The organism is Paralcaligenes sp. KSB-10, from assembly GCF_021266465.1.
Taxonomy (GTDB): domain Bacteria; phylum Pseudomonadota; class Gammaproteobacteria; order Burkholderiales; family Burkholderiaceae_B.
In genome coordinates, this window is sequence record NZ_CP089848.1 from 4,210,924 (window position 1) to 4,231,619 (window position 20,696).

General features: G+C 60.8%; 18 protein-coding genes and 1 pseudogene. 16 read left to right on the top strand and 3 right to left on the bottom strand.

Annotated elements, in window-relative coordinates:
* Nucleotides 1-25 precede the first annotated feature (25 nt).
* On the top strand, nt 26-1,453 hold the full coding sequence (locus LSG25_RS19240) for a PLP-dependent aminotransferase family protein (protein ID WP_232742471.1): 1,428 nt from the start codon (nt 26-28) through the stop codon (nt 1,451-1,453).
* 28 nt (nt 1,454-1,481) lie between these two features.
* Here LSG25_RS19240 and LSG25_RS19245 read toward each other — a convergent pair whose 3' ends face one another.
* The 3 genes from LSG25_RS19245 to LSG25_RS19255 are packed head-to-tail and all read right to left on the bottom strand — an operon-like array spanning nt 1,482 to nt 3,239.
* Nucleotides 1,482-1,976 carry a dihydrofolate reductase gene (locus LSG25_RS19245; RefSeq protein ID WP_232742472.1) on the bottom strand — a complete coding sequence of 165 codons (495 nt, stop codon included), beginning with the start codon at nt 1,974-1,976 and terminating at the stop codon, nt 1,482-1,484.
* A gap of 11 nt (nt 1,977-1,987) precedes the next feature.
* Entirely contained in the window at nt 1,988-2,782 is a 795-nt protein-coding gene (locus LSG25_RS19250) for a thymidylate synthase (protein WP_232742473.1), read from the bottom strand.
* Nucleotides 2,783-2,816: 34 nt separating this feature from the next.
* Entirely contained in the window at nt 2,817-3,239 is a 423-nt protein-coding gene (locus LSG25_RS19255) for an OsmC family protein (RefSeq protein WP_232742474.1), read from the bottom strand.
* A gap of 265 nt (nt 3,240-3,504) precedes the next feature.
* Between LSG25_RS19255 and LSG25_RS19260 the strand changes: the two genes are divergently transcribed.
* The 15 genes and pseudogenes from LSG25_RS19260 (at nt 3,505) to LSG25_RS20545 (ending at nt 20,435) form a co-directional block, all read left to right on the top strand.
* Complete coding sequence (locus LSG25_RS19260; RefSeq protein WP_232742475.1) at nt 3,505-5,169, top strand: cbb3-type cytochrome c oxidase subunit I; 1,665 nt, start codon at nt 3,505-3,507, stop codon at nt 5,167-5,169.
* A gap of 2 nt (nt 5,170-5,171) precedes the next feature.
* Nucleotides 5,172-5,768 carry a cbb3-type cytochrome c oxidase subunit II gene (locus tag LSG25_RS19265; RefSeq protein WP_232742476.1) on the top strand — a complete coding sequence of 199 codons (597 nt, stop codon included), beginning with the start codon at nt 5,172-5,174 and terminating at the stop codon, nt 5,766-5,768.
* Between the two features lie 51 nt (nt 5,769-5,819).
* Nucleotides 5,820-6,413, top strand: a complete 594-nt coding sequence (locus LSG25_RS19270; protein WP_232742477.1) for a cytochrome c — start codon at nt 5,820-5,822, stop codon at nt 6,411-6,413.
* A gap of 21 nt (nt 6,414-6,434) precedes the next feature.
* Nucleotides 6,435-7,082 carry an SCO family protein gene (locus LSG25_RS19275; RefSeq protein ID WP_232742478.1) on the top strand — a complete coding sequence of 216 codons (648 nt, stop codon included), beginning with the start codon at nt 6,435-6,437 and terminating at the stop codon, nt 7,080-7,082.
* On the top strand, nt 7,079-7,699 hold the full coding sequence (locus LSG25_RS19280; RefSeq protein WP_232742479.1) for a hypothetical protein: 621 nt from the start codon (nt 7,079-7,081) through the stop codon (nt 7,697-7,699). The genes LSG25_RS19275 and LSG25_RS19280 overlap by 4 nt, the downstream gene beginning before the upstream one ends.
* 45 nt (nt 7,700-7,744) lie before the next feature.
* Complete coding sequence (gene coq7 / locus LSG25_RS19285) at nt 7,745-8,425, top strand: 2-polyprenyl-3-methyl-6-methoxy-1,4-benzoquinone monooxygenase (protein WP_232742480.1); 681 nt, start codon at nt 7,745-7,747, stop codon at nt 8,423-8,425.
* 593 nt (nt 8,426-9,018) lie between these two features.
* Nucleotides 9,019-10,134: a glycosyltransferase gene (locus LSG25_RS19290; protein WP_232744773.1), complete on the top strand. Its 1,116-nt coding sequence runs from the start codon at nt 9,019-9,021 to the stop codon at nt 10,132-10,134.
* Between the two features lie 78 nt (nt 10,135-10,212).
* A complete protein-coding gene (tviB, locus tag LSG25_RS19295) occupies nt 10,213-11,487 on the top strand; it encodes a Vi polysaccharide biosynthesis UDP-N-acetylglucosamine C-6 dehydrogenase TviB (protein WP_232742481.1) in 1,275 nt (424 codons plus the stop codon).
* An 18-nt stretch (nt 11,488-11,505) separates the two neighbouring features.
* A complete protein-coding gene (locus tag LSG25_RS19300; RefSeq protein WP_232742482.1) occupies nt 11,506-12,531 on the top strand; it encodes an SDR family oxidoreductase in 1,026 nt (341 codons plus the stop codon).
* Between the two features lies 1 nt (nt 12,532).
* The gene (murJ, locus tag LSG25_RS19305) at nt 12,533-13,885 is read left to right on the top strand and encodes a murein biosynthesis integral membrane protein MurJ (RefSeq protein ID WP_232742483.1); all 1,353 of its coding nucleotides are present in this window, start codon (nt 12,533-12,535) and stop codon (nt 13,883-13,885) included.
* Between the two features lie 46 nt (nt 13,886-13,931).
* Complete coding sequence (locus tag LSG25_RS19310; protein ID WP_232744774.1) at nt 13,932-15,026, top strand: glycosyltransferase family 4 protein; 1,095 nt, start codon at nt 13,932-13,934, stop codon at nt 15,024-15,026.
* A gap of 38 nt (nt 15,027-15,064) precedes the next feature.
* Complete coding sequence (gene asnB / locus LSG25_RS19315; protein WP_232742484.1) at nt 15,065-16,981, top strand: asparagine synthase (glutamine-hydrolyzing); 1,917 nt, start codon at nt 15,065-15,067, stop codon at nt 16,979-16,981.
* Nucleotides 16,981-18,117 carry a glycosyltransferase family 4 protein gene (locus LSG25_RS19320; RefSeq protein WP_232742485.1) on the top strand — a complete coding sequence of 379 codons (1,137 nt, stop codon included), beginning with the start codon at nt 16,981-16,983 and terminating at the stop codon, nt 18,115-18,117. Before asnB ends, LSG25_RS19320 begins: the two co-directional genes overlap by 1 nt.
* Nucleotides 18,114-19,136, top strand: a pseudogene (locus LSG25_RS20540) (glycosyltransferase family 4 protein); the annotation flags it as partial. The gene LSG25_RS19320 and the pseudogene LSG25_RS20540, both read left to right, overlap by 4 nt.
* Before the next feature lie 126 nt (nt 19,137-19,262).
* Nucleotides 19,263-20,435, top strand: coding sequence for a glycosyltransferase family 4 protein (locus tag LSG25_RS20545; protein WP_370636024.1), 1,173 nt, complete (start codon nt 19,263-19,265; stop codon nt 20,433-20,435).
* Nucleotides 20,436-20,696 lie beyond the last annotated feature (261 nt).

Below are 20,696 nucleotides of genomic sequence, written 5' to 3' on the forward strand. Positions count from 1 at the left end.
AAAAATTGTACTTTAATGAGTGGCCATGAACTTTTTCGAACCTGTGCGGGACCGCAGCCATGGACCGAGCCTGGTGGATCAGGTGGTGGCCGCCTTGCAAACGGCCATTCAGACGCAGCTATTGCGGCCGGGCATGGCCGTTCCCTCGGTGCGGCAGTTTGCGCACGATCATGGCCTGAGCACATTTACCGTGGCGGCCGCGTACAACCGCCTGGTGGCGCAGGGCTGGCTTGGCGCGCGCCCGGGCTCGGCGTATCGGGTAATGCCCGGCCGGCGCGTCGCGCGGATCGCATCGACCTCATCGGATTGGCACCCTCCCAAGATAGGCGCGTCGTGGCTGCTGGCCGATGTGTTCGCCGATCACTCGATTCCAATCAAATCGGGATGCGGATGGCTGCCGTCCGAATGGCTCAATGAGGCGGGCCTGCAACAGTCCTTGCGGCAACTGGCGCGGGTGCCCGCCGTGCAGATCGCCGGCTATGGGCATCCCTACGGTTACGCCCCTCTGCGCGAGCACATGGTCCATGTGCTGGGCGAGCGCGGCATCAATCTGGAGCTTGGCCAGGTCCTGCTTACGCAGGGCGCTTCGCAGGGCCTGGATATCGTGACCAGAACCTTGTTCCGCGCGGGCGATGCGGTCGCGGTCGAGGTTCCCTGCTATGCCAATCTTCTGCCCGCCTTGCGCCTGGCCGGGCTCAAGGTGCTGGGCGTGCCGCGAACGCAGGAAGGTATCTGCATTCAATCCCTTGAGGAATTGGCGCGCAACCATGATTTGAAAGGAATTTTCATCAACACCGTGCTGCACAACCCGACCGGCGCGAGCCTCACCATGGCCAATGCATTCCGGGTGCTGCAGGTCGCCGAACAGCACGATTTCTGGGTGATCGAAGACGATGTGTCGCGCGATCTCCTGCCCGGCGTGGGGCCGATGCTGCTGGCCTTGGCGGGAACGCAGCGAGTGGTGCATGTTTCAGGTTTTTCCAAGAGCATTACGCCCTCGGTGCGCGTGGGCTATATCGTATCCAGCATCGAGCTGTTGGGCGAGTTTGCCAAAACCAAGATGGCGATTGGCCTGACCTCCACCGAAATGATGGAGCGCACTGTGTACCAGGTGCTGCGCCTGGGGCGGCATCAAGCTCATTTGAGCAAGGTGCAGGATCGCTTGCGGCAGGCGCACGATGAGCTGTGCGGCCTGATGGAACGGCATGGCTTTGAAGTCTTCACCCAGCCTCGGGCGGGCTTGTTTTTATGGGCGCGGCCGGCAGCGGGCAAGTGGCGCGAACAGGGCGCCGCAAAATTGGCCGAACTGGCCCTGAAAGATGGAATCTGGCTGGCTCCGGGGTCTTATTTCGACCCGGACCAGATCGACTCGGGATGGATACGCTTCAATGTGGCGTATTCCCTGAGCCCCCTGCTGTGGCAGTTCATGCGGCGCGTCGGGGCGGCAAGCTGAAGCGCACCCAACCAAGGGGCCTGGCGTATCAGGCGGGTTTGCGCCGGTACGTGACGAAGTCGTAGCGGTAGCCGTTTTCTTCGGCCTGCGGCAGACGTTCCGTTTCCTGCCATTCGGCCTTGTTCAAAGACGGAAAGAATGCATCGCCATCGACCTGTGCATGAACCTCGGTGGCAATGATTTCGTGGGCATATTCCAGGGCCTGGGCGTAGATCTGGGCGCCGCCGATAATGCAGACGCCGGGTTCGGCGCGGCAGGCGGCCAGCGCTTCGGTGAGAGAACCATGGACAGAGGCTCCGCTGGCCGTGAATCCGGGGTTGCGGCTGACGACCACATTCAGGCGGCCAGGCAGGGGCCGGCCCAGCGAGTCCCAGGTATTGCGTCCCATGATGATGGGCTGGCCGAGCGTGGTGCGCTTGAAATGGGCCAGATCGCCCGGCAGACGCCAGGGCAGTGTGTTGTTGCGGCCTATGGCCCGGTTTTCCGAATAGGCGACGACGATTCTTACGATGGGAGAGGGCATGGGCTGTGCACTTAAACCGCTACGGGCGCCTTGATGTGGGGGTGCGATTCGTAGCCGACGATTTCGAAATCGTCGTACTCGTATTCGAAAATGGAGGCGGGCTTGCGCTTGATATTGAGCCGCGGGTAGGGGTAGGGCGCGCGGGCAAGCTGCTGCTCGACCTGCTCGAAGTGATTGCTGTACAGATGGCAATCGCCGCCGGTCCAGACGAAGTCGCCCACGTCGAGCCCGCATTGCTGGGCCACCATGTGGGTCAGCAGGGCATAGCTGGCAATATTGAAGGGCACACCCAGGAATATATCGGCGCTGCGCTGATACAGCTGGCACGACAGCTTGCCGTTGGCCACGTAGAACTGGAAGAAGGCATGGCAGGGCGGCAGGGCCATATTGGCAATTTCGCCCACATTCCAGGCCGACACGATCAGCCGCCGCGAGTCGGGGTTGCTGCGTATCTGTTCGAGGACCTGCGTAATCTGATCGATGTGCCGGCCGTCGGGCGCCGGCCAGGAGCGCCATTGCACGCCGTACACGGGGCCGAGATCGCCGTTTTGATCGGCCCATTCGTTCCAGATGCTGACGCCGCGCTCTTGCAGCCAGCGCACATTGGAATCGCCGCGCAAGAACCACAGCAGCTCGATGAAAATGCTTTTGGTATGCAGCTTCTTGGTGGTGATGAGCGGAAAGCCCTGAGCCAGGTCGAAGCGCATTTGGTGCCCGAACACCGAGCGCGTGCCGGTACCGGTGCGGTCCGTCTTGGTTTGGCCATGTTCGTAGACATGGCGCATGAAGTCTTCGTACTGGTGCATGGTGGGGCAGCGCTATTCTGGCCGCAACGCGTGTTCAGGCGTTGACGACGGTGGTTGAGCAGGTGATTTCGGCCGTCTTGGCCAGCATGGCCGAGGCCGAGCAATATTTTTCGTGTGACAGCTGCACGGCCCGTTCGACGGCCGCCTGCGGCAGGTTCGAGCCGGTAACCGTAAAGGCGAAATGGATCTTGGTGAACACCTTTGGGTCGGTTTCGGCACGCTCGCCGCTCAGTTTAACCTGGCAGCCGCTTACAGCGTGCCGGCCGCGCTTCAGTATGAGGACGACGTCGTAGGCCGTGCATCCCCCGGTTGCCGCCAACAGCATTTCCATGGGGCGCGGCGCCAGATTGTGGCCGCCGCCTTCGGGCGCGCCATCCATGGCGGCAATATGGCCGCTGCCTGTCTTGGCCACGAACAGCATGCCTTCGGGGCCGCCCCAATCAATCGTACATTCCATTTCAACCTCGTTGCCTTGTGTCAGATGCTAATCATTGCCTATCCCGCCGCAAAGCGCAACGCGGCGTGAATAGCCGGATTGCGCGAAGGGATTTCACGGCTTCGGAGCCCATACCTGTTTTAAAATTGCACTGTCATTTTAAAACATATGGGCGGGCCCATTTCGGTCTCGGTATTGGTGCCGTATTTCACGCCGCGTGCAACGGCCCGGGTTCGCGACATGGGTTTTGGAAGTGAGCTGATGTTCTTACTTTTATTGGATCGTGATGGATACTGTCACAATATTGCTGCTTACCTTTATCCTGTCGGTTACCGGCCTGTTCATTTTCATCTGGTCGTTGCGCAAGAACCTGTTCGACGATAACCCCGCGGCCGCCAGAGTTATTTTTTCCGAAGGGGAAATCGGCCGTGTCGAAGAGCCGGCGCTGACCCCAGGCCAGCTCCAGAGTCTGCAGGATACCGTAGGGGCTCACAAGATGCCCGACGATCCCGCCAAGGTTGCCCGCATGCAGGCGGAATTGGCCAGCCGCATACAGGCCGATCGTTCCACATCCCTGATTACCTTTGTATTCCTGTCTTGCGCCATTGTCTGGCTTGTTTTCGCCTCGACAGCGGGGCTGATCAGTTCCATCAAGCTGCACCAGCCCGACTTCCTGACCAGCCAGGCATGGATGACGTTCGGCCGCATGCGTACCTTGCATTTGAATGCGGTGGCCTATGGCTGGTGTCCCATGGCGGCGTTTGGCATCGCCATCTGGACCATACCCCGCCTGCTGAAGACCGAACTGGTCGGCGGGCGTTTTGCTCTGTTGGGCTGCATGCTCTGGAATGCCGGGTTGATAGCCGGACTGGGAAGCATCGCCGCGGGTTTCAACTCCGGCCTCGAGTGGCTGGAAATACCGTGGCAGATCAGCATATTGCTGGTCATAGGGGGCGCCCTGATCGGCCTGCCGCTGGTCTACACCTTGCAGAACCGGCGCGTCGACCATCTTTACGTTTCGGTCTGGTACATGGGGGCCGCGCTGTTCTGGTTTCCGGTCCTGTATCTGGTTGCCAAGATTCCCGGCCTGCATTTCGGGGTCGAACAGGCCACCATGAACTGGTGGTACGGCCACAATGTGCTGGGCCTGTACTACACGCCCATAGCCTTGGGGACCATCTATTATTTCCTGCCCAAGATCATCGGCCGTCCGATCCAGTCGTATAACCTGTCGCTGCTCGGTTTCTGGGCGCTGGCTTTCTTTTATGGGCAGGTTGGCGGCCACCATCTGATCGGCGGGCCGGTGCCCGGCTGGCTGGTCACGCTGTCTATCGTGCAAAGCATCATGATGGTCGTGCCCGTGATTGCCTTCTCGGTGAACCAGCATCTGACCATGCGGGGTCATTTCAAGACCCTGGTTTACTCGCCCACGCTGCGCTTCATCGTCCTGGGCGGCATGATGTACACGCTCAGTTCCCTGCAGGGCTCCGTCGAGGCCTTGCGCAGCGTCAACACCATCACCCATTTCACTCATTTCACCGTGGCGCACGCCCATCTTGGGCTGTACGGGTTTTTCTCGCTGGTCATGTTCGGGGCCATCTACTTCGTGATGCCGCGCGTGATGTCGTGGGAATGGCCGTATCCCAGGCTGATCGCTCTGCATTTCTGGTTGATCGTGACGGGCTTTGCCATTTATTTCGTCGGCCTGTCCATAGGCGGCTGGCTGCAAGGGCTCGATATGCTCGATCCGGCCAAGCCATTCATGGATTCGGTGCGCGTGACCATCCCGTATCTCGAGGCCCGCAGTGTCGGCGGCAGCATCATGACTCTGGGGCATCTGGTTTTCGCCTTTCACTTCGTGTCCATGGCGTTCCGCAATGGGCCTGCCCGTATCGGGCCCGCCTTGTTCCACAGGCGCACTGCGCCGACCGTTGCGCTGAAAGGAGCCTGATCATGGAAAGCGAAATCAAGCTGCTCAGCGGCGCCATGGTGACCCTGGCTCTGGCCACGGCCACCCTGGTGGTGGTGCCTTATATGCAGTTGTCTCATGTCGAGCCTTCTCCAGGCCTGAAGCCCTACACCTCGCAGCAGCTGCGCGGGCGTGAAGTCTATATACAAAATGGCTGTGTGTACTGTCATTCGCAGCAGCCGCGCAGCCAGGCGCAGACTCCTGCCGACTTCAAACGCGGCTGGGGCAGGGCTCCGGTTGCCGGCGACTACTATTACGATTCGCCTCATTTGCTGGGCACCATGCGCACCGGGCCCGATCTGTTCAATATCGGCGCGCGCCAGCCCAGCGCCGACTGGAACCTGGGGCATCTCTACCAGCCGCGCGCCTATACGCCGGGCAGCATCATGCCTTCCTATCCGTTTTTATTCGAGGTCAAAGACAAGGCTGGCCCGGGCGATAAGGTGGTGAACCTGCCTCCAGGCTTCGCCCCGCCAGGAGAGGTCGTCGTGGCCAGGCCCGAGGCGGTGGATCTGGTCGAGTATCTGCTTGGGCTCGACCACACTTATCCAGTCAAGAACGATCTGAATCCCGGCAAGTAATCGCCTGCGCCTGCCAGGCGCGGCGATCCGCCGGATCGAAGGGGAATCATAGTGGCGCAAGACAAAATATCGGAAGCCCAGAAGCGTGAAATGCCGGAGCCTTCCGAGGGCAGCCGGCCCATACCGTGGGCCGTCATCGTTATTGTGGCGGCGGCATTCCTGTCGGCGGTGGCGTATCTTTGGATGACTCCTCAAAGCAATGATCCCAGCCTGGGAGACCATCGCATCGCGGCGGACTTCGCCGTGGCCAAGTCCAGCTCCACCGGCGCCGTCGATGGCGCGCAAATCTACGCGGCCCAGTGCGTGGCCTGCCACCAGGCCAACGGGGCCGGCCTGCCCGGCGTATTTCCGCCCCTGGCCGAGTCGGAATGGGTGCTGGGCAAGCCCGAGGTCGCCGCCCGCATCGTGCTGCATGGCGTTACCGGGCCTCTCAAGGTCAAGGGGGCTACGTACAATGGACAGATGCCCACTTTCAAAGACAAGCTCAGCGACAAGGAAATTGCCGCGGTGCTGACCCACGTGCGATCCAGCTTTGGCAATAAGGCCGACAAGGTCGATGAGGCCCTGGTCAAGAAGGAACGCGCCGCGACTCAATCCCATGACAAACCCTGGAACGGCGATGCGGAGCTGGACAGTATGCGGTGATGCCCGCTTTGCGGGAATCGGATGAAGTCGCTTGTATCCATAGTCCTGGTTTGCGTGCTGGGCCTGGGAGCCATCTACGCGCAGACCGACGGCTTCTCCGTGGTCACGACGGAGTCGGCTCGCAGGCTGTCGGTGGCAAGTCATCCACGCCAGTTGCCCGATGCGCTGCTGCAGATGGCTTCGGGTGGCCAGGACACCTTGCTGCATGCCTTGCGGTCCGACGGACGCATTACCGTCGTCAACTTCATTTATACCCGCTGCCTGTCGATTTGCCTGGCCATGGGTTCGGAGTACCAGCAAATGCAGGCGGCGCTTCGGGCCAAGGGCTTGGCGGGCCGGATCCGCCTGTTGAGCATCAGCTTCGATCCCGCCGATACGCCCGGGCAGCTTGAGCGCTACGCGCAAGGCATGCACGCCGATCCCGGCATATGGCAATTTGCGGCGGTACCGCAGGCCGCGCAGCGGCGCGCATTGCTCGATGCCTTTGGTATTGTCGTGGTTCCGGCGCCGCTGGGGCAGTTCGTGCACAATGCCGCCTATCACATCGTGACGGCCGACGGACGCCTGGCGCGTGTCATCGACTATAGCGAGCCGCATTCGGTGCTGGACTTTGCGGCCGACCAGGCGCGGCGCAAGAGTGCTTTCATTCCCGGCGCGGGGCATTCATGAATCTGCGCGGCTTGCCTCGCCCATCTCTTGCCATGCGCCATGCCCTGGTCAGCGCGGCCTTGCTGTTGCTTGCGATTGTTTTTGTCAGGCCGTTGACGGCCTCGATGGCGCTGCATATGCTGGTTCATATCCCGGCGTTGCTGATCGCCGGCATGTTTGCCTGGCGTGCGGCGGCGGCAAGTGGCGGGGCCAGGAACAGGTTCCTGGCCAATGTCTTGCGCCGCTATCGCGAATATGATGAATTCGGCATTCCCGGCCTGCTGCTGGCGAGTTTTGCCGGTGCGTACTGGATGCTTCCCAAGGCCCTGGACCAAGTGCAGGCTTTGCCCTGGGCAGAAGTGCTGAAGTTTTTTGTGTTATTTATATTAGGGATGATACTGCTTGACTCCCTGGCGCGGGCAAACAGGGTCGTCAAGTTATTTTTTCTGGGGAATTTCTGCTGGATGGCGGCGATTGTCGGAATCCTGTATCAAGACGGCTCCGTCCGGCTATGCAATTTTTATCTGGTGGATGATCAGGTCCTTGCCGGACGGGGCCTGCTAGTGCTTTCCATTGCGTTGCCCGTGTTGTGGCTGTTGAGCAATTGGGCAGCCGTTCGGCGGTTTTTGCGTGCATAGACGGCATGGCGCCGCTTGTGTGTGTTTTCAGTAAAGGTTTTAGGCATGTTCAAACAGGATGTGGTACCGGGCGCCGTGACGCTGCCTCGGCGGCTCAATCGCGCGGACGGCGTTTTTGCCGAGATAGGGCGCGCCTTGCAAGTGCTGGATGGCGCCGTTCATGCCGGCCGGCCCAATCCCGCCGGCAAGCCCGGGCCGGCGGCCCCCGATTTGTCGGTTCGCGAGCAAAAACATGCGGCGGCCCTGATGCGGGTCAATCATGTAGGCGAAGTCTGCGCCCAGGCCCTGTACCGGGGGCAGGCGGTTTTTTGCCGCGATGAGAAAATAAAGGAACTGTTCCGGCATGCCGCCTCGGAAGAGGTGGATCACCTGGTCTGGTGCCAGGATCGCCTGCACGAACTGCAAAGCCGCCCCAGTTATCTCAATCCTCTTTGGTATGCGGGCTCGTTCTCGCTGGGTTTGGTGGCGGGTTATGCCGGAGTTTCCAGGAACCTGGGTTTCATGGCCGAGACCGAATCCCAGGTTGAACAGCATTTGAATACGCACTTGAACAAGCTGCCGGCCGACGACGTGCGTTCACGACAGATCGTCGAACAAATGCGCAACGACGAGGTGAATCACCGTGCCACGGCGGAACATCATGGCGGTTTGCCGCTGCCCAGACCCGCAAGGTGGCTTATGCGCGGAATGGCCAAGGTCATGACCGGCACGGCATATTGGGTTTAAGGGTATACGCTTATTTGTAACAAAATAATTTTTTGTGTGTGATCGCGTGTACGCTACGGGGGAGCGAGCTGTAAAAAAGCAACATATAGGGGAATTTGCGATATTTTTCCTTGGTCATCTTGCAATGCACAAAAAATGGTTATACACTTTGGTTATCGGATGTCGAAACGTGATTGCAGAGGGAAAACCCGGATCACACGGTCTCAAGCTTGATGCTTTAGCAGCCCGACATGCCACGGTTGTCTCCTCCACCCTCCTCCTTTGGTGGATTTAGCCCGAGATCTTACGATCTCGGGCTTTTTTTTATTTTTTTCCGGTGTGGCGAGTTTTTCCGGGATGAAAAATACCCGGGTCGTAAAGCGGCAAATTATCGTGCTCCAGGCTTTGCCGGATCGGATATGGCGGTTCAAGCCTATTTTTGATGGCTGCAGGGTGCCTGTCTCCGTTGAGGAGGGCAATCCGCAGTATGATCTTTTTGTTGCACTTCTTCCGGGGTTTCCCCGTGATTCGCCACCAATACAACCGATAATGTCAGCTTCAGCTATTCAATTGCGTATGGAGGTTTTGTGCCCTCGCATCAAACTTGGGACTCGGTGACCTGGCTTTATATTTGTATTGTGGCGTTTACCATAGGCGGCCTGATTGTCGCTTCCGAACGCTGGCATGGAGCCTACACCGGCGATTCCGACCTGCATAAACCACAGGCTTCCCACTCGCGCGCGACGCCGCGCGTAGGCGGCCTGGCAGTGCTGGCCGGCAGTCTGGCCGGCCTGTTGGTGCTGGGCCCGCGCAATATGACACTGACCTGGCTATGGCCGGTTTTGTTTGTGGCCGCCTTGCCTGTGTTTGTCGCCGGCCTGCTCGAAGACATCACCAAAGATATCGGCTCGGGCAAGCGTTTGCTGGCGGCGTTCATTTCGGCGGCGATTGCATGGTGGCTGCTGGGCGGAGTCTCGCGGGTGGGCCTGTCGGGCGTCGACTGGATTCTCGGTTTCTGGCCGGTTTCACTGGTGTTCACCATGGTGGCCGTGGGGGGCTGTACGCATGCGCTGAATATTGTCGATGGCATGAATGGCCTGGCGGGAATGGTTGCGACCCTGATGGCTTTGTCCATTGGCCTGGTTGCCTTGCAAGTGCAGGATATCCCCATATTTTTGATTGCCGCGGCGCTGGCGTCCGCAACGCTGGGCTTCCTGGTCTGGAACTTTCCTTTTGGGCGCGTGTTCCTGGGCGATGGCGGAGCCTATTTCCTGGGGTTCATGCTGGCCGAACTGGCCGTGCAACTGGTGGTGCGCAATCCAAGCGTATCGCCGTTCTATGCGTTGGCCGTGCTGTTTTATCCCGTGTTCGAAACCTTGTTTTCCATTTGGCGGCGGCGGTTCAAGCGCGGTACGCCGGTCGATCAGCCCGATGCCTTGCATTTGCATCAACTGGTATTCCGGCGCCTGGTGCGGGTGACATTCAGCCGCGATAGCCGCCATTCGGTCCCGGCGCTGTGCAATGCCATGGCCTCGCCGTATTTGTGGGTGCTGACCCTGATCGGCCTGGTCCCCGCCACAATCTGGTGGGATAACGCGTGGGCCTTGTGCGCCAGCCTGGTGGTGTTCGCAGCGGTGTATATCTGGTTGTATTCCAGGCTGGTATCGTGGCGCCGTCCCATGTGGCTGCTGCTGCCCTCGCTGGGCCGCGACCACAACCGGCACAAGTAGCTACAAACGGGCGCCCATCAGGGGCGCCCCTACAGTTTTAATGTTCTAATTTTCAGCGTGTAACGTGGGAGATTCAAGTTGCAAATTCAAGATGTGAAACTTGCGGTAGTGGGCCTGGGCTATGTGGGCCTGCCTTTGGCGGTCGAGTTCGGTAAAAAGCGCTCGGTGCTGGGCTTCGATATCAATGCCCGCCGGATAGCCGAACTGAAAGAGGGCCGGGATCACACTCTGGAGGTCGATGGGCCTGAACTGGCGCAGGCCAGCCATCTGAGCTTCAGCAGCGAAGCGGCGCAATTGGCCGAAGCCAATGTGTTCATCGTGACGGTTCCGACGCCTATCGACGAATACAAGCAGCCCGACCTCACGCCATTGGTTCGCGCCAGTGAAACCATAGGCAAAGTGCTCAAGCGCGGCGACGTGGTCATCTACGAGTCCACGGTATACCCGGGCGCTACGGAAGAAGAGTGCGTACCGGTGCTGGAACGGGTTTCGGGCTTGCGCTTCAACGAGGATTTCTTCGCGGGCTACAGCCCCGAGCGCATCAATCCGGGCGACAAGTCGCATCGTGTTTCGACGATTAAAAAGGTCACGTCGGGATCCACGCCTGAAGTTGCCGAGCTGGTAGATGCTTTGTATCGTCAAATTATTGTCGCGGGCACTCACAAGGCTTCGTCCATTCGCGTGGCTGAAGCGGCCAAGGTCATTGAAAACACACAACGCGATGTCAATATCGCGCTCATCAACGAGTTGGCCCTGATTTTCAACAAGATGGGCATCGATACCCAGGCGGTCCTCGAGGCGGCCGGTACCAAATGGAATTTCCTGCCTTTTCGCCCGGGCCTGGTCGGCGGCCATTGCATAGGCGTCGATCCCTACTATCTGACGCACAAGGCCCAAGCCATAGGCTATCACCCGGAAATCATCCTGGCGGGCCGGCGGCTGAACGATTCCATGGGCGGCTATGTGGTGTCGCAACTGGTCAAGACCATGACCAAGCGCCGCATCCAGGTGCAAGGCTCGAAAGTCCTGGTCATGGGCCTGACCTTCAAGGAAAACTGCCCAGATCTGCGCAATACCCGAATTGTCGATATTGTGCGCGAACTTGGCGAATACAACATTGATGTCGACGTCTACGATCCCTGGGTCGATCCGGCGGAAGCCCAGCATGAATATGGCTTTACCCCTGTGGCCAAGCCGCAGGCAGGCTCCTACGACGGTATCATCCTGGCCGTGTCGCATCATCAGTTTGTCGAAATGGGCGCGCAGGCGATCCGGGCCTTGGGCAAGGCCGAGCATGTTTTATACGATCTCAAGTATGTGCTGTCTGTCGATGATTCCGATTTGCGTTTGTAATTTGTATTGAAGGCTTATATGACTACCCGTTATCAAGAAGTACTGGCCGGCTTGCGCAGCGAACCCAAGACGTGGCTGGTGACAGGCTGCGCCGGATTCATCGGCTCCAACATTCTGGAGACTCTGCTGGTGCTGGGCCAGAAAGTGGTGGGCCTGGATAATTTCGCAACGGGCCATCAATACAATCTTGACGAAGTCCGCGATACCGTCACTCCCGAACAGTGGGCGCGGTTCACCTTCCAGCAAGGCGACATACGCGATCTGGCGGCTTGCCAGAAGGCTGTTGCCGGTGTCGATTACGTTTTGCACCAGGCTGCGCTGGGGTCTGTGCCCCGTTCGCTGGCCGACCCGATCACTACCAACGAAGTCAATGTGGCCGGCTTTTTGAACATGCTGGTGGCGGCGCGCGATGCCAAGGTATTGTCTTTTGTTTATGCCGCATCAAGCTCCACGTATGGCGACCACGAAGCGCTGCCGAAGGTTGAAGACCGCATTGGCAAGCCATTGTCGCCGTACGCGATCACCAAGTATGTGAACGAGCTCTATGCCGATGTCTTTGCCCGCTCTTACGGTTTCGGCAGCATAGGGCTGCGCTACTTCAATGTATTTGGCAAGCGTCAGGACCCCAATGGCGCGTACGCCGCCGTGATTCCCAAGTGGGTGTCCGCGATGATACGCGGCGAGCCGGTGGTTGTGAACGGCGATGGCGAGACAAGCCGTGATTTCTGCTTTGTCGACAACGCGGTGCAAGCCAATATACTGGCCGCCCTGGCGCAGCCCGACGGCGTCAATCAGGTTTACAACGTGGCCTACAACGCCCGCACCAGCCTGAACGAATTGTTCGAATATCTGGCCAAGGCCCTGGGCAATAATGGTGTCGTGTACGACAAGCAGCCGGTCTATTCCGATTTTCGCGCCGGCGACGTGCGCCATTCGCAGGCCGATATCAGCAAGGCCAGAAGCCTGCTGGGGTACGAGCCCATGCACAACATCGTGCAGGGGCTCGAGGTAGCGATGCCCTGGTACACGCAATTCTTGCGTTGACTTGAAAACATTCACCCAGCGACTTTCGAGCCTGCACTCCGATCACCGGCGTATCGCGCAAGGTGCGGCCCGGGTCGCTTTTTTCCTGCTTCTGGGCAAGGCGGCGGGCGCGCTCAAGGAAATGGCTGTTGCGTATCGCTACGGCGTGAGCAGTGTGGTGGACGCCTATCAATTCACCATGACCATGGCCAACTGGCTGCCGGTCACCATTGTGGGTGTGTTGTCGGTGGTGCTGATCCCGGTGCTGGTTCGCACGCGCTATGAAGATGCCCGTATCCGTGTCCGGTTTCTGGGCGAGCTGCAAGCCTGGGTGATCGGGCTTGGGGTCGTTCTGGCTGTGCTGACTTATACGGCGTGGCCCTATGTACTGCAATTGGCCGGCAAAGGCTTGCCCCCCGATGTGCAATTGATGAGCTCGCAGCTTACCCTGGCTTTTGCCCCGGCGGCCTTGCTGACGCTGGTGACCGGCGTCAGCGCGGCGCGCTTGAGGGCTCATGAGCGGCATATCAACACACTGCTCGACAGTGTGCCGGCTGTCGCGATCCTGGTCTGGGTCATGCTGGCCGCCACCGCGCACGATGTAGGCCCGCTGTTGTGGGGGACCCTGGTGGGGTATGCGATCCAGTCGGTATGGCTGCTGTGGTTGGCGTCAAGGGCCGATGGCACGTGGGGACGTCCCACGCCGGGGCTGAGTTCGCCGCACTGGCCCGATCTGGTCAAGGCCGCCGGAGTAATGTTGCTGGGGCAGGTCGCCATGAGCTTTGTCGGCCCTATCGATCAATACACGGCGGCCAATCTGGGGGCCAATGCCAATGCCACGCTGGGTTACGCAAGCCGTTTGCTGTCGCTGGTGCTGGGCATAGGCGCCGCGTCGGTCGGCCGGGCCGCCTTGCCGGTGCTGGCCGACATCCAGGGGCGTGGCGATGTGGCGCATGCGCGCAGCACCGCGCTGAAATGGTCGGGGCTGATGTTGCTGGCCGGTGCCATGGTGACGCTGGCGGGCTGGTTCCTGGCTCCATGGGGTGTAAGCCTGTTGTTTCAGCGCGGCGCCTTCACGGCCGAGAATACGCAGACGGTCGCGCATGTGCTGCGCTGGGGTCTGTTGCAGCTTCCGTTTTATTTCGGGGTGCTGATACTTGTGCAGTTATTGGCCAGCCAGAACCGCTACCGGATCATGGCCGCCATCGCCATTGCCAATTTCGCCCTGAAGGCCGTCATGAATTATGTGCTGGCGCCAACCATGGGGGTGGCGGGCATCATGCTGGCCACCAGCGTGATGTACGCCTTGTCCTATACATGCTATGTCGTGGTTGCGCTGCGTGCAGTGCCGGCCATCGGCCGCCCCAAGTCCTGAACACGAAGGTATTGTCTTGAGTTTTTCACCCCGTCCTCCCCACTTGATGATTGTGATCCACTCCCTGAATGGGGGAGGCGCCGAGCGGGTTGCTGTCGATCTGGGCGCTTACTGGGCCGAGCGCGGCTACAGCGTCACCATGGTTACGCAGGCCGACGCCGCCAGCGATGCATATGCGCTGCATCCATCGGTTCGGCGTATCGCGCTGGGCACGGCGGCGTCCAGCGCGGGCCGGTTCGGCGGGATGCTGGCCAATCTGCGCCGGGTATGGGCATTGCGGCGCCTGATCAGGCGCCTGCGGCCGACTCTTGTGCTGGGCATGATGACTACCGCATCGATCCTGGCGATCATTGCCGCGCGCGGATCGAAATGCCGTGTGATCGCGACCGAGCATACCCATCCGCCATCGCAGGAACTGAGCGAGATGTGGTTGCGCCTGAGGCGCTGGGCGTATCCGCAGGCGGCCAAGGTGGTGGCCTTGACTTCGGGCACGGCGCACTGGCTGGAAGAGCATGTCCCCGGATCGAAGCTTGCCGTCATTCCCAATGCGGTGCGCTGGCCCCTGGAAATTGCCGAGCCGATACTGCCACCTCCGGAAAAGAACGGCCGCTACAGGTTGTTGGGCGTTGGCCGGCTGCATCCTCATAAAGGGTTCGATCTGTTGATACAGGCCTTTCAGATGCTCGCCAGCCATGTCCCCGACTGGGATCTGGTGATACTGGGCGAAGGCGGCAGCCGCGAGGATTTGCAACGGCAGATAGACGCGGCCGAACTCGGCGGGCGCATCAGCATGCCCGGCCGGGTGGGTAATGTCGGACAATGGTACGAGCAGTCTGATTTGTATGTGCTGAGCTCCAGGGTCGAAGGCCTGTCCAATACGCTGATCGAATCCATGGCCAGCGGCCTGGCGCCGGTGGCGTTCGATTGCGAGACCGGGCCGCGGGAGATCGTGCGCAATGGCATAGACGGTGTATTGGTGCAGCCCGCCGAAGATGTCGAGGCGCTTGCCGCCCATTTGTGCAACTTGATGACACGCCGCGAGCAGCGCGAGGCTTATGCGAAGAGGGCGGTGGATGTGCGGGACCGCTTTTCTACCGCTCGTGTCATGGCATTGTGGCGGCATGTGTTTGAAGGCGACTGACATAGCCCCCAGGGGCATTAGCGTATAGCGAGTAGATTATGTGCGGAATCGTTGGGGCTTGGGGAGTTTTGCCCAATAAGCGGGCGGTCATCGAGCGCAGTTGCCATAATATGCGGCAGCGAGGGCCCGATAGCCAAGGCTACTGGGAGGATGCGCAGGCGCGCCTGGCCCTTGGCCATGTGCGTCTGGCCATTCTCGACTTGTCGCAGGCGGGGCATCAGCCGATGCTGTCGGCATGCGAACGCTTTGCGCTGGTGCTCAATGGTGAAATCTACAACCATCTGGAATTGCGTGCCGTGCTCGAGGGCGAAGGCAAGGCACCGGCGTGGCGTGGTCATTCCGATACGGAAACCATTCTGGCCGGTTTTGCGGCCTGGGGGGTGGAACAAACCCTGTACAAGGCCCGCGGCATGTTTGCCATGGGATTGTGGGACAGGCAGGAGCGCACGCTTGCGCTGATGCGCGATCGCATGGGGGAAAAGCCGCTGTACATGGGTTTCGCGGGCGGCAATTTCGTGTTCGGGTCGCAGCTCAGCGCTTTGGTGAATATCCCGGGGTTCTCCCGGGAAATCGATCGGCGCGCGTTGTCGCTGCTGGTTCGCCACAACTATATTCCCGCGCCCTGGAGCATTTATCGCTCCATGCAGAAATTGCTGCCCGGCACCTGGATCTGCATGACGGAAGATCAATGCCGGCGCCGTGAAATACCGCCCGCCCAGGTCTATTGGTCGGCGCTGACGGTGGCGGGACAGGCCAGCGAGCAGCTATTGAGTTTCGACTCGGACGACATGGCCGTCGATGCCCTTGAAGAAGTGCTGGAAGACGCGGTGAAAGGGCAGATGCTGGCCGACGTGGGGCTTGGCGCCTTTCTTTCGGGAGGTGTCGATTCCTCGATAGTCGTGGCTATGATGCAGGCGCATAATGCGCGGGCCGTCAATACTTTTTCCATAGGCTTTAACGAGCCTGAGTATAACGAGGCCGAGCACGCGAAAGCAGTCGCCCGGCACTTGGGTACGTCTCACACCGAGCTGTATGTCACGCCCGAGGACGCCCTGGCGGTTGTTCCGACCCTGGCGTCCATGTACGACGAGCCGTTTGCCGATTCCTCGCAGATACCGACGTCCCTGGTGGCTCGCATGGCCAGGCAGCATGTCACGGTGGCGCTGTCGGGCGATGGCGGCGACGAACTGTTTGGCGGCTATTCACGCTATTTCCGCGCCCGGCGGTGGTGGGACAAGCGGCGGTCCGTGCCGGGCGCATTGCGCAAGCCGGTGTCTTTCCTGAGCCGGGTCGGTGCGGGTTTGGTGCCTGCGGGGCACGCCAGGGATCAGCTCGACAAGCTGGCCGAACTGGCTTGCGCCTCGCATTCCGGGCAGTTCTATCGGCAGTTTGTCGCATACTGGAAAGATCCGGCCAAAGTAGTGCTGAATGCCGAAATACCGCTTACGGCGTTTGATGAAGAGTCGGACAACAGTTTTTTCGAACACATGATGCTGCTTGACGCCATCACCTATCTACCCGACGACATTCTGGTCAAGGTCGATCGGGCCGCCATGGCCGTGAGTCTCGAAACCCGCGTGCCGATGATCGATCACCGCGTGTTCGAGTTTGCCCAGCGCTTGCCGCTGGATTACAAAATCCGCGATGGGCGCGGCAAATGGCTATTGCGCCAGCTGCTGTACAAACATGTACCCAAGGCGCTGGTCGATCGGCCCAAAAAAGGGTTTTCGATTCCTCTGGCCGCCTGGCTGCGTGGGCCTTTGAAGGATTGGGCGGCGGCTTTGCTGGACCCGGCCAGATTGCGCCGGGAAGGCTTGTTCGATGAGCGCCCTGTCTCGCGAAAATGGCAGGAGCATCAATCCGGCAGGCGCGACTGGAGCACACACTTGTGGAGCATATTGATGACCCAGGCCTGGCTCGATGAAACCACGCGCAATTCGGGGTCGAGGCTGTAATGAGAATCGTCTTTCTGGTCAGCTCCATGCATGCCGGCGGTGCTGAGCGGGTGGCGGCTACTCTGGCCAACGCCTGGTCGGCGCGCGGCGAGTCCGTGGTCCTGGTGCCAACCTATACCGGAAAAGGCTCCTGTTTTTACCCAATTTCGCCGGAGGTCGAGTTGCTGTGGCTGGCCGACCGCATCGGCGCGGCCGCCAACCCGGCGCTGGCGGGGCTGAAAAAGTTGCGCGCCTTGCGGCGCCTGGTCCGGGAAAAAAAACCCGACCTGATCGTATCGTTTCTGACCAATGTGAATGTCATGGCCCTGCTGGCGACTCGCGGCCTGGGGGTTCCCGTGATCGTCTGCGAGCGCACCAACCCCGCGTTCAGCAGCAATGTGGGCGCGGTGCTGCGCCTTCTGCGCAAGTGGACGTACCCTTGGGCGAGTCTTGTGACTGTGCAGGCCGAGGCCAGCGCGGAGCCGTTCAAACACATGGTGCCGGGCATTCGCCGCCTGGCTGTCATACCCAACCCCCTGCCTCCCGAGTTGTTCGACACGCGTCTGGCCGCCTGTGTGCCCGATGCGCGCGGCCGCTATCGCTTGATGGCCATGGGGCGCCTGGTGCCCGCCAAGCAGTTCGGCGCTTTGATCCAGGCATTTTCCACCTTGGCGGCGCGTCATGCCAACTGGGACTTGTCCATCTGGGGCGATGGGCCATTGCGCGGCGCGCTGACCCAGCAGATCGAGGCCGCCGGCATGTCGTCGCGCATTGCCTTGCCGGGCCGCACGGAGACCCCGTGGCAAGAGCTTGCGCAGGCCCACGCCTTTGCGCTGACCTCCAGGGTCGAAGGGTTTCCCAATGTGCTGCTCGAAGCCATGGCGCTCGGCTTGCCGTGCCTTGCCGTGGATTGCCCAAGCGGGCCGCGCGAAATGACGCGCAACGGAGAAGACGGAATGCTTGTTCCTTTAGGCGATCAGGCCGCTCTGACGCGCGGCCTGGATCGTTTGCTGGGCGATTCCGTGCTGCGCCGCTCGCTGGCCGATCGCGCCGCTGTCTCGGTGCGCAAGCGCTACTCGCTATCGTCTGTGCTGATGGCCTGGGATGATTTGATGGCGCAAGCCGAAACTTCACACATGAAAGGGAACAATGCATGACTCAGGCTGTATCGGAATTGCATCCCGCATTGAGAATCGTGCACGTCATTTCCGGCCTGGGCCAGGGCGGCGCCGAAACGGTTTTGCACCGACTTGTCACCGCTCCCGGGCAGCCCAACCGGCACACGGTCATTTCCATGACCGACGAAGGCGTGTTCGGTGCGCGCCTGCGTGAAGCGGGCATTACGGTTCATGCCTTGAACATGCGTGCCGGGCGCCTGTCGCCGGGCGGCGTGTGGCGCTTGTATCGTCTGCTGCGCGCCAGTGCGCCAGATGTGGTGCAAACCTGGATGTATCACGCCGATCTGATAGGCGGCGTGGCGGCGCGTCTGGCCGGCATCAAGGCCGTGTCCTGGGGCATACGCAATTCCGGCGCCAATTTACAAGAGGGCAGCCGGTCCGCCCGAGCCCTGGCCTGGTTGTGCGCGCGGCTTTCCTGCCTGGTGCCTGCCGTCATCGTGGCATGCGCCGAGAATGCATCGGCGCGTCACCAGGAATGGGGCTATCGTGCCGATCGCATGCTTGTCATCCCCAATGGCTACGATTTGACGCGCTGGCAAGCCAGGCCGCAAGCCCGGATCGATTTGCGGGCCGCGTGGAGGGTGGATGCCGACACACCCCTGATCGGCAGCGTGGCGCGCTGGAATCCCCTTAAAGACCATGCCAACCTGCTGCAGGCTTTTGCGCAAAGCCTGTCGGCGCATCCGGCCTTGCGCTGTGTGCTGGCGGGACGCGGCATGGATGAAGGCAATGCCGAACTCATGGCGCTGCTCGCGCGGCTGAACCTGCGGGACAAGGTCATCCTGCTGGGGCAGCGCGATGATATCCCCGATATCATGAGCGCGATCGATGTGCATGTTTTGTCGAGCTGCGCCGAAGGCTTTCCGAATGTGGTGGCCGAGGCCATGGCGGTCGGGACCCTATGCGTCGTGACCGATGTAGGCGATGCGGCGAAGATTGTTGCCGGTGAAGGCTGGGTGGCGCCGCCCCGCAATCCGGCTGCCTTGTCCGAAGCGGTGAACCAGGCCGTGGCGGCGCTGGGTACGGCCGACATGGCAAACCGGTCGCGGCGCGGGCGGGAACGCGTACGGCAGGAATACAGCCTGGCTACCATGGTGGAGGCGTACCAGCTTGTGTGGCAGCGTCTGGCGGCTGATTTTCCGTCGCGACTTGTCCGGGCCGCAGATACGCGGTCTGCGCCACGCCTGCTGTTCGTGGTGAACAACCCCGCCTTCTTCCTGTCTCACCGCCTGCCTTTGGCGCTGGGTGCCCGGGATGCCGGCTTCGATGTTCATGTGGCGACCATGGATGGGGCATCGGTGGCGCAAATCACGGCTTGCGGCCTGCGGCATCATGTGATTCCCATGAGCCGCAGCGGTAAGAATCCGGTTCAGGAAATACATACTATCTACGCCTTGTGGCGCTTGTATCGCCGCTTGCGTCCCAGTGTTGTTCATGCGGTCACGATCAAGCCGGTGCTGTATGGCGGTATTGCCGCAAGGCTGGCAGGTGTGCCGGCTTTTGTGGCAGCGGTATCCGGCCTGGGTTTTGTTTTTACACGATCCGGCCAGGGCTTCAATTTTGTGCGGGCGGCGGCCATTGCCTTGTATCGCCTGGCCCTGGGGCACCCGAACAGTCGCGTCATTTTTCAGAACACGGACGATCGTGATTTGCTGAGCGATGCCGGCGTTGTCAGGCCGGAGCAAGTGGTATTGGTGCGTGGCTCGGGAGTCGATCTCGATCGGTTCCAGGTCACGCCCGAGCCCGAGGGGGCGCCGGTCGCGATCATGGCGGCCCGCCTGTTGCACGACAAAGGTGTGCGGGAGTTCGTGGCCGCGGCCAAGGCCTCGGCGGGGCATCCGACGGGCCTGCGTTGGGTCCTGGCCGGCAGCCCCGACCCGGGCAATCCCGCCAGCGTCAGTCAGGACGAGTTTGTCCGGTGGCAGCGGGAAGGGGTTGTTGAGTGTCTGGGGGAACGTTCGGATATCGCCGAGCTTTACAACGCATCGCATATTGTCGTCTTACCCTCCTACCGGGAGGGCTTGCCCAAGTCGCTGGTCGAGGCGGCGGCCTGCGGCCGCGCGGTGGTAACCACCGATGTGCCGGGGTGCCGCGATGCGATCGAAGTCGGCGTCACCGGTTTGTTGGTGGCCACACGCGATATGGCCGGTTTGGCGGCGGCGGTGCAGCGCCTGGCCGGCGATCCTGTTTTGCGTCAGCGCTTTGGCGCGGCCGGGCGGCAGTTGGCCGAGCGGGAATTCGATATCCACAAAATCGTGCGGATCCATTTGGATATCTATACCTCCTTGTGCCGCTAGGGTATTTTCGGTTCGAGTGTGTTTACAGCACTCGATGCTTTGGTCGCTTTGGTATTTAAAGGCGCCGTCTATCGGGGCTTGGGGTCAGGGCCGGCACGGCGTGCTTCATCCGGATTTAGCTCGGCAAGGCGGGCGTCGGGCGAACTCGCGTCGCCCCGCGATGCGGGGCGCCACTCAGACAGCGCCCGCCGACTACCCCCGCCTTGACGAGCTAAATCCGGCGCACGCCTTACGCCGGTCCTGACCCCAAGCCCCGATAGA

Coding starts and splice junctions, on each gene's coding strand:
- LSG25_RS19240 (WP_232742471.1), top strand. CDS start 26: ATGAACTTTTTCGAACCTGTGCGGGACCGCAGCCATGGACCGAGCCTG.
- LSG25_RS19245 (WP_232742472.1), bottom strand. CDS start 1,976: ATGCCCTCTCCCATCGTAAGAATCGTCGTCGCCTATTCGGAAAACCGG.
- LSG25_RS19250 (WP_232742473.1), bottom strand. CDS start 2,782: ATGCACCAGTACGAAGACTTCATGCGCCATGTCTACGAACATGGCCAA.
- LSG25_RS19255 (WP_232742474.1), bottom strand. CDS start 3,239: ATGGAATGTACGATTGATTGGGGCGGCCCCGAAGGCATGCTGTTCGTG.
- LSG25_RS19260 (WP_232742475.1), top strand. CDS start 3,505: ATGGATACTGTCACAATATTGCTGCTTACCTTTATCCTGTCGGTTACC.
- LSG25_RS19265 (WP_232742476.1), top strand. CDS start 5,172: ATGGAAAGCGAAATCAAGCTGCTCAGCGGCGCCATGGTGACCCTGGCT.
- LSG25_RS19275 (WP_232742478.1), top strand. CDS start 6,435: ATGAAGTCGCTTGTATCCATAGTCCTGGTTTGCGTGCTGGGCCTGGGA.
- LSG25_RS19280 (WP_232742479.1), top strand. CDS start 7,079: ATGAATCTGCGCGGCTTGCCTCGCCCATCTCTTGCCATGCGCCATGCC.
- coq7 (WP_232742480.1), top strand. CDS start 7,745: ATGTTCAAACAGGATGTGGTACCGGGCGCCGTGACGCTGCCTCGGCGG.
- LSG25_RS19300 (WP_232742482.1), top strand. CDS start 11,506: ATGACTACCCGTTATCAAGAAGTACTGGCCGGCTTGCGCAGCGAACCC.
- LSG25_RS19310 (WP_232744774.1), top strand. CDS start 13,932: ATGATTGTGATCCACTCCCTGAATGGGGGAGGCGCCGAGCGGGTTGCT.
- asnB (WP_232742484.1), top strand. CDS start 15,065: ATGTGCGGAATCGTTGGGGCTTGGGGAGTTTTGCCCAATAAGCGGGCG.
- LSG25_RS19320 (WP_232742485.1), top strand. CDS start 16,981: ATGAGAATCGTCTTTCTGGTCAGCTCCATGCATGCCGGCGGTGCTGAG.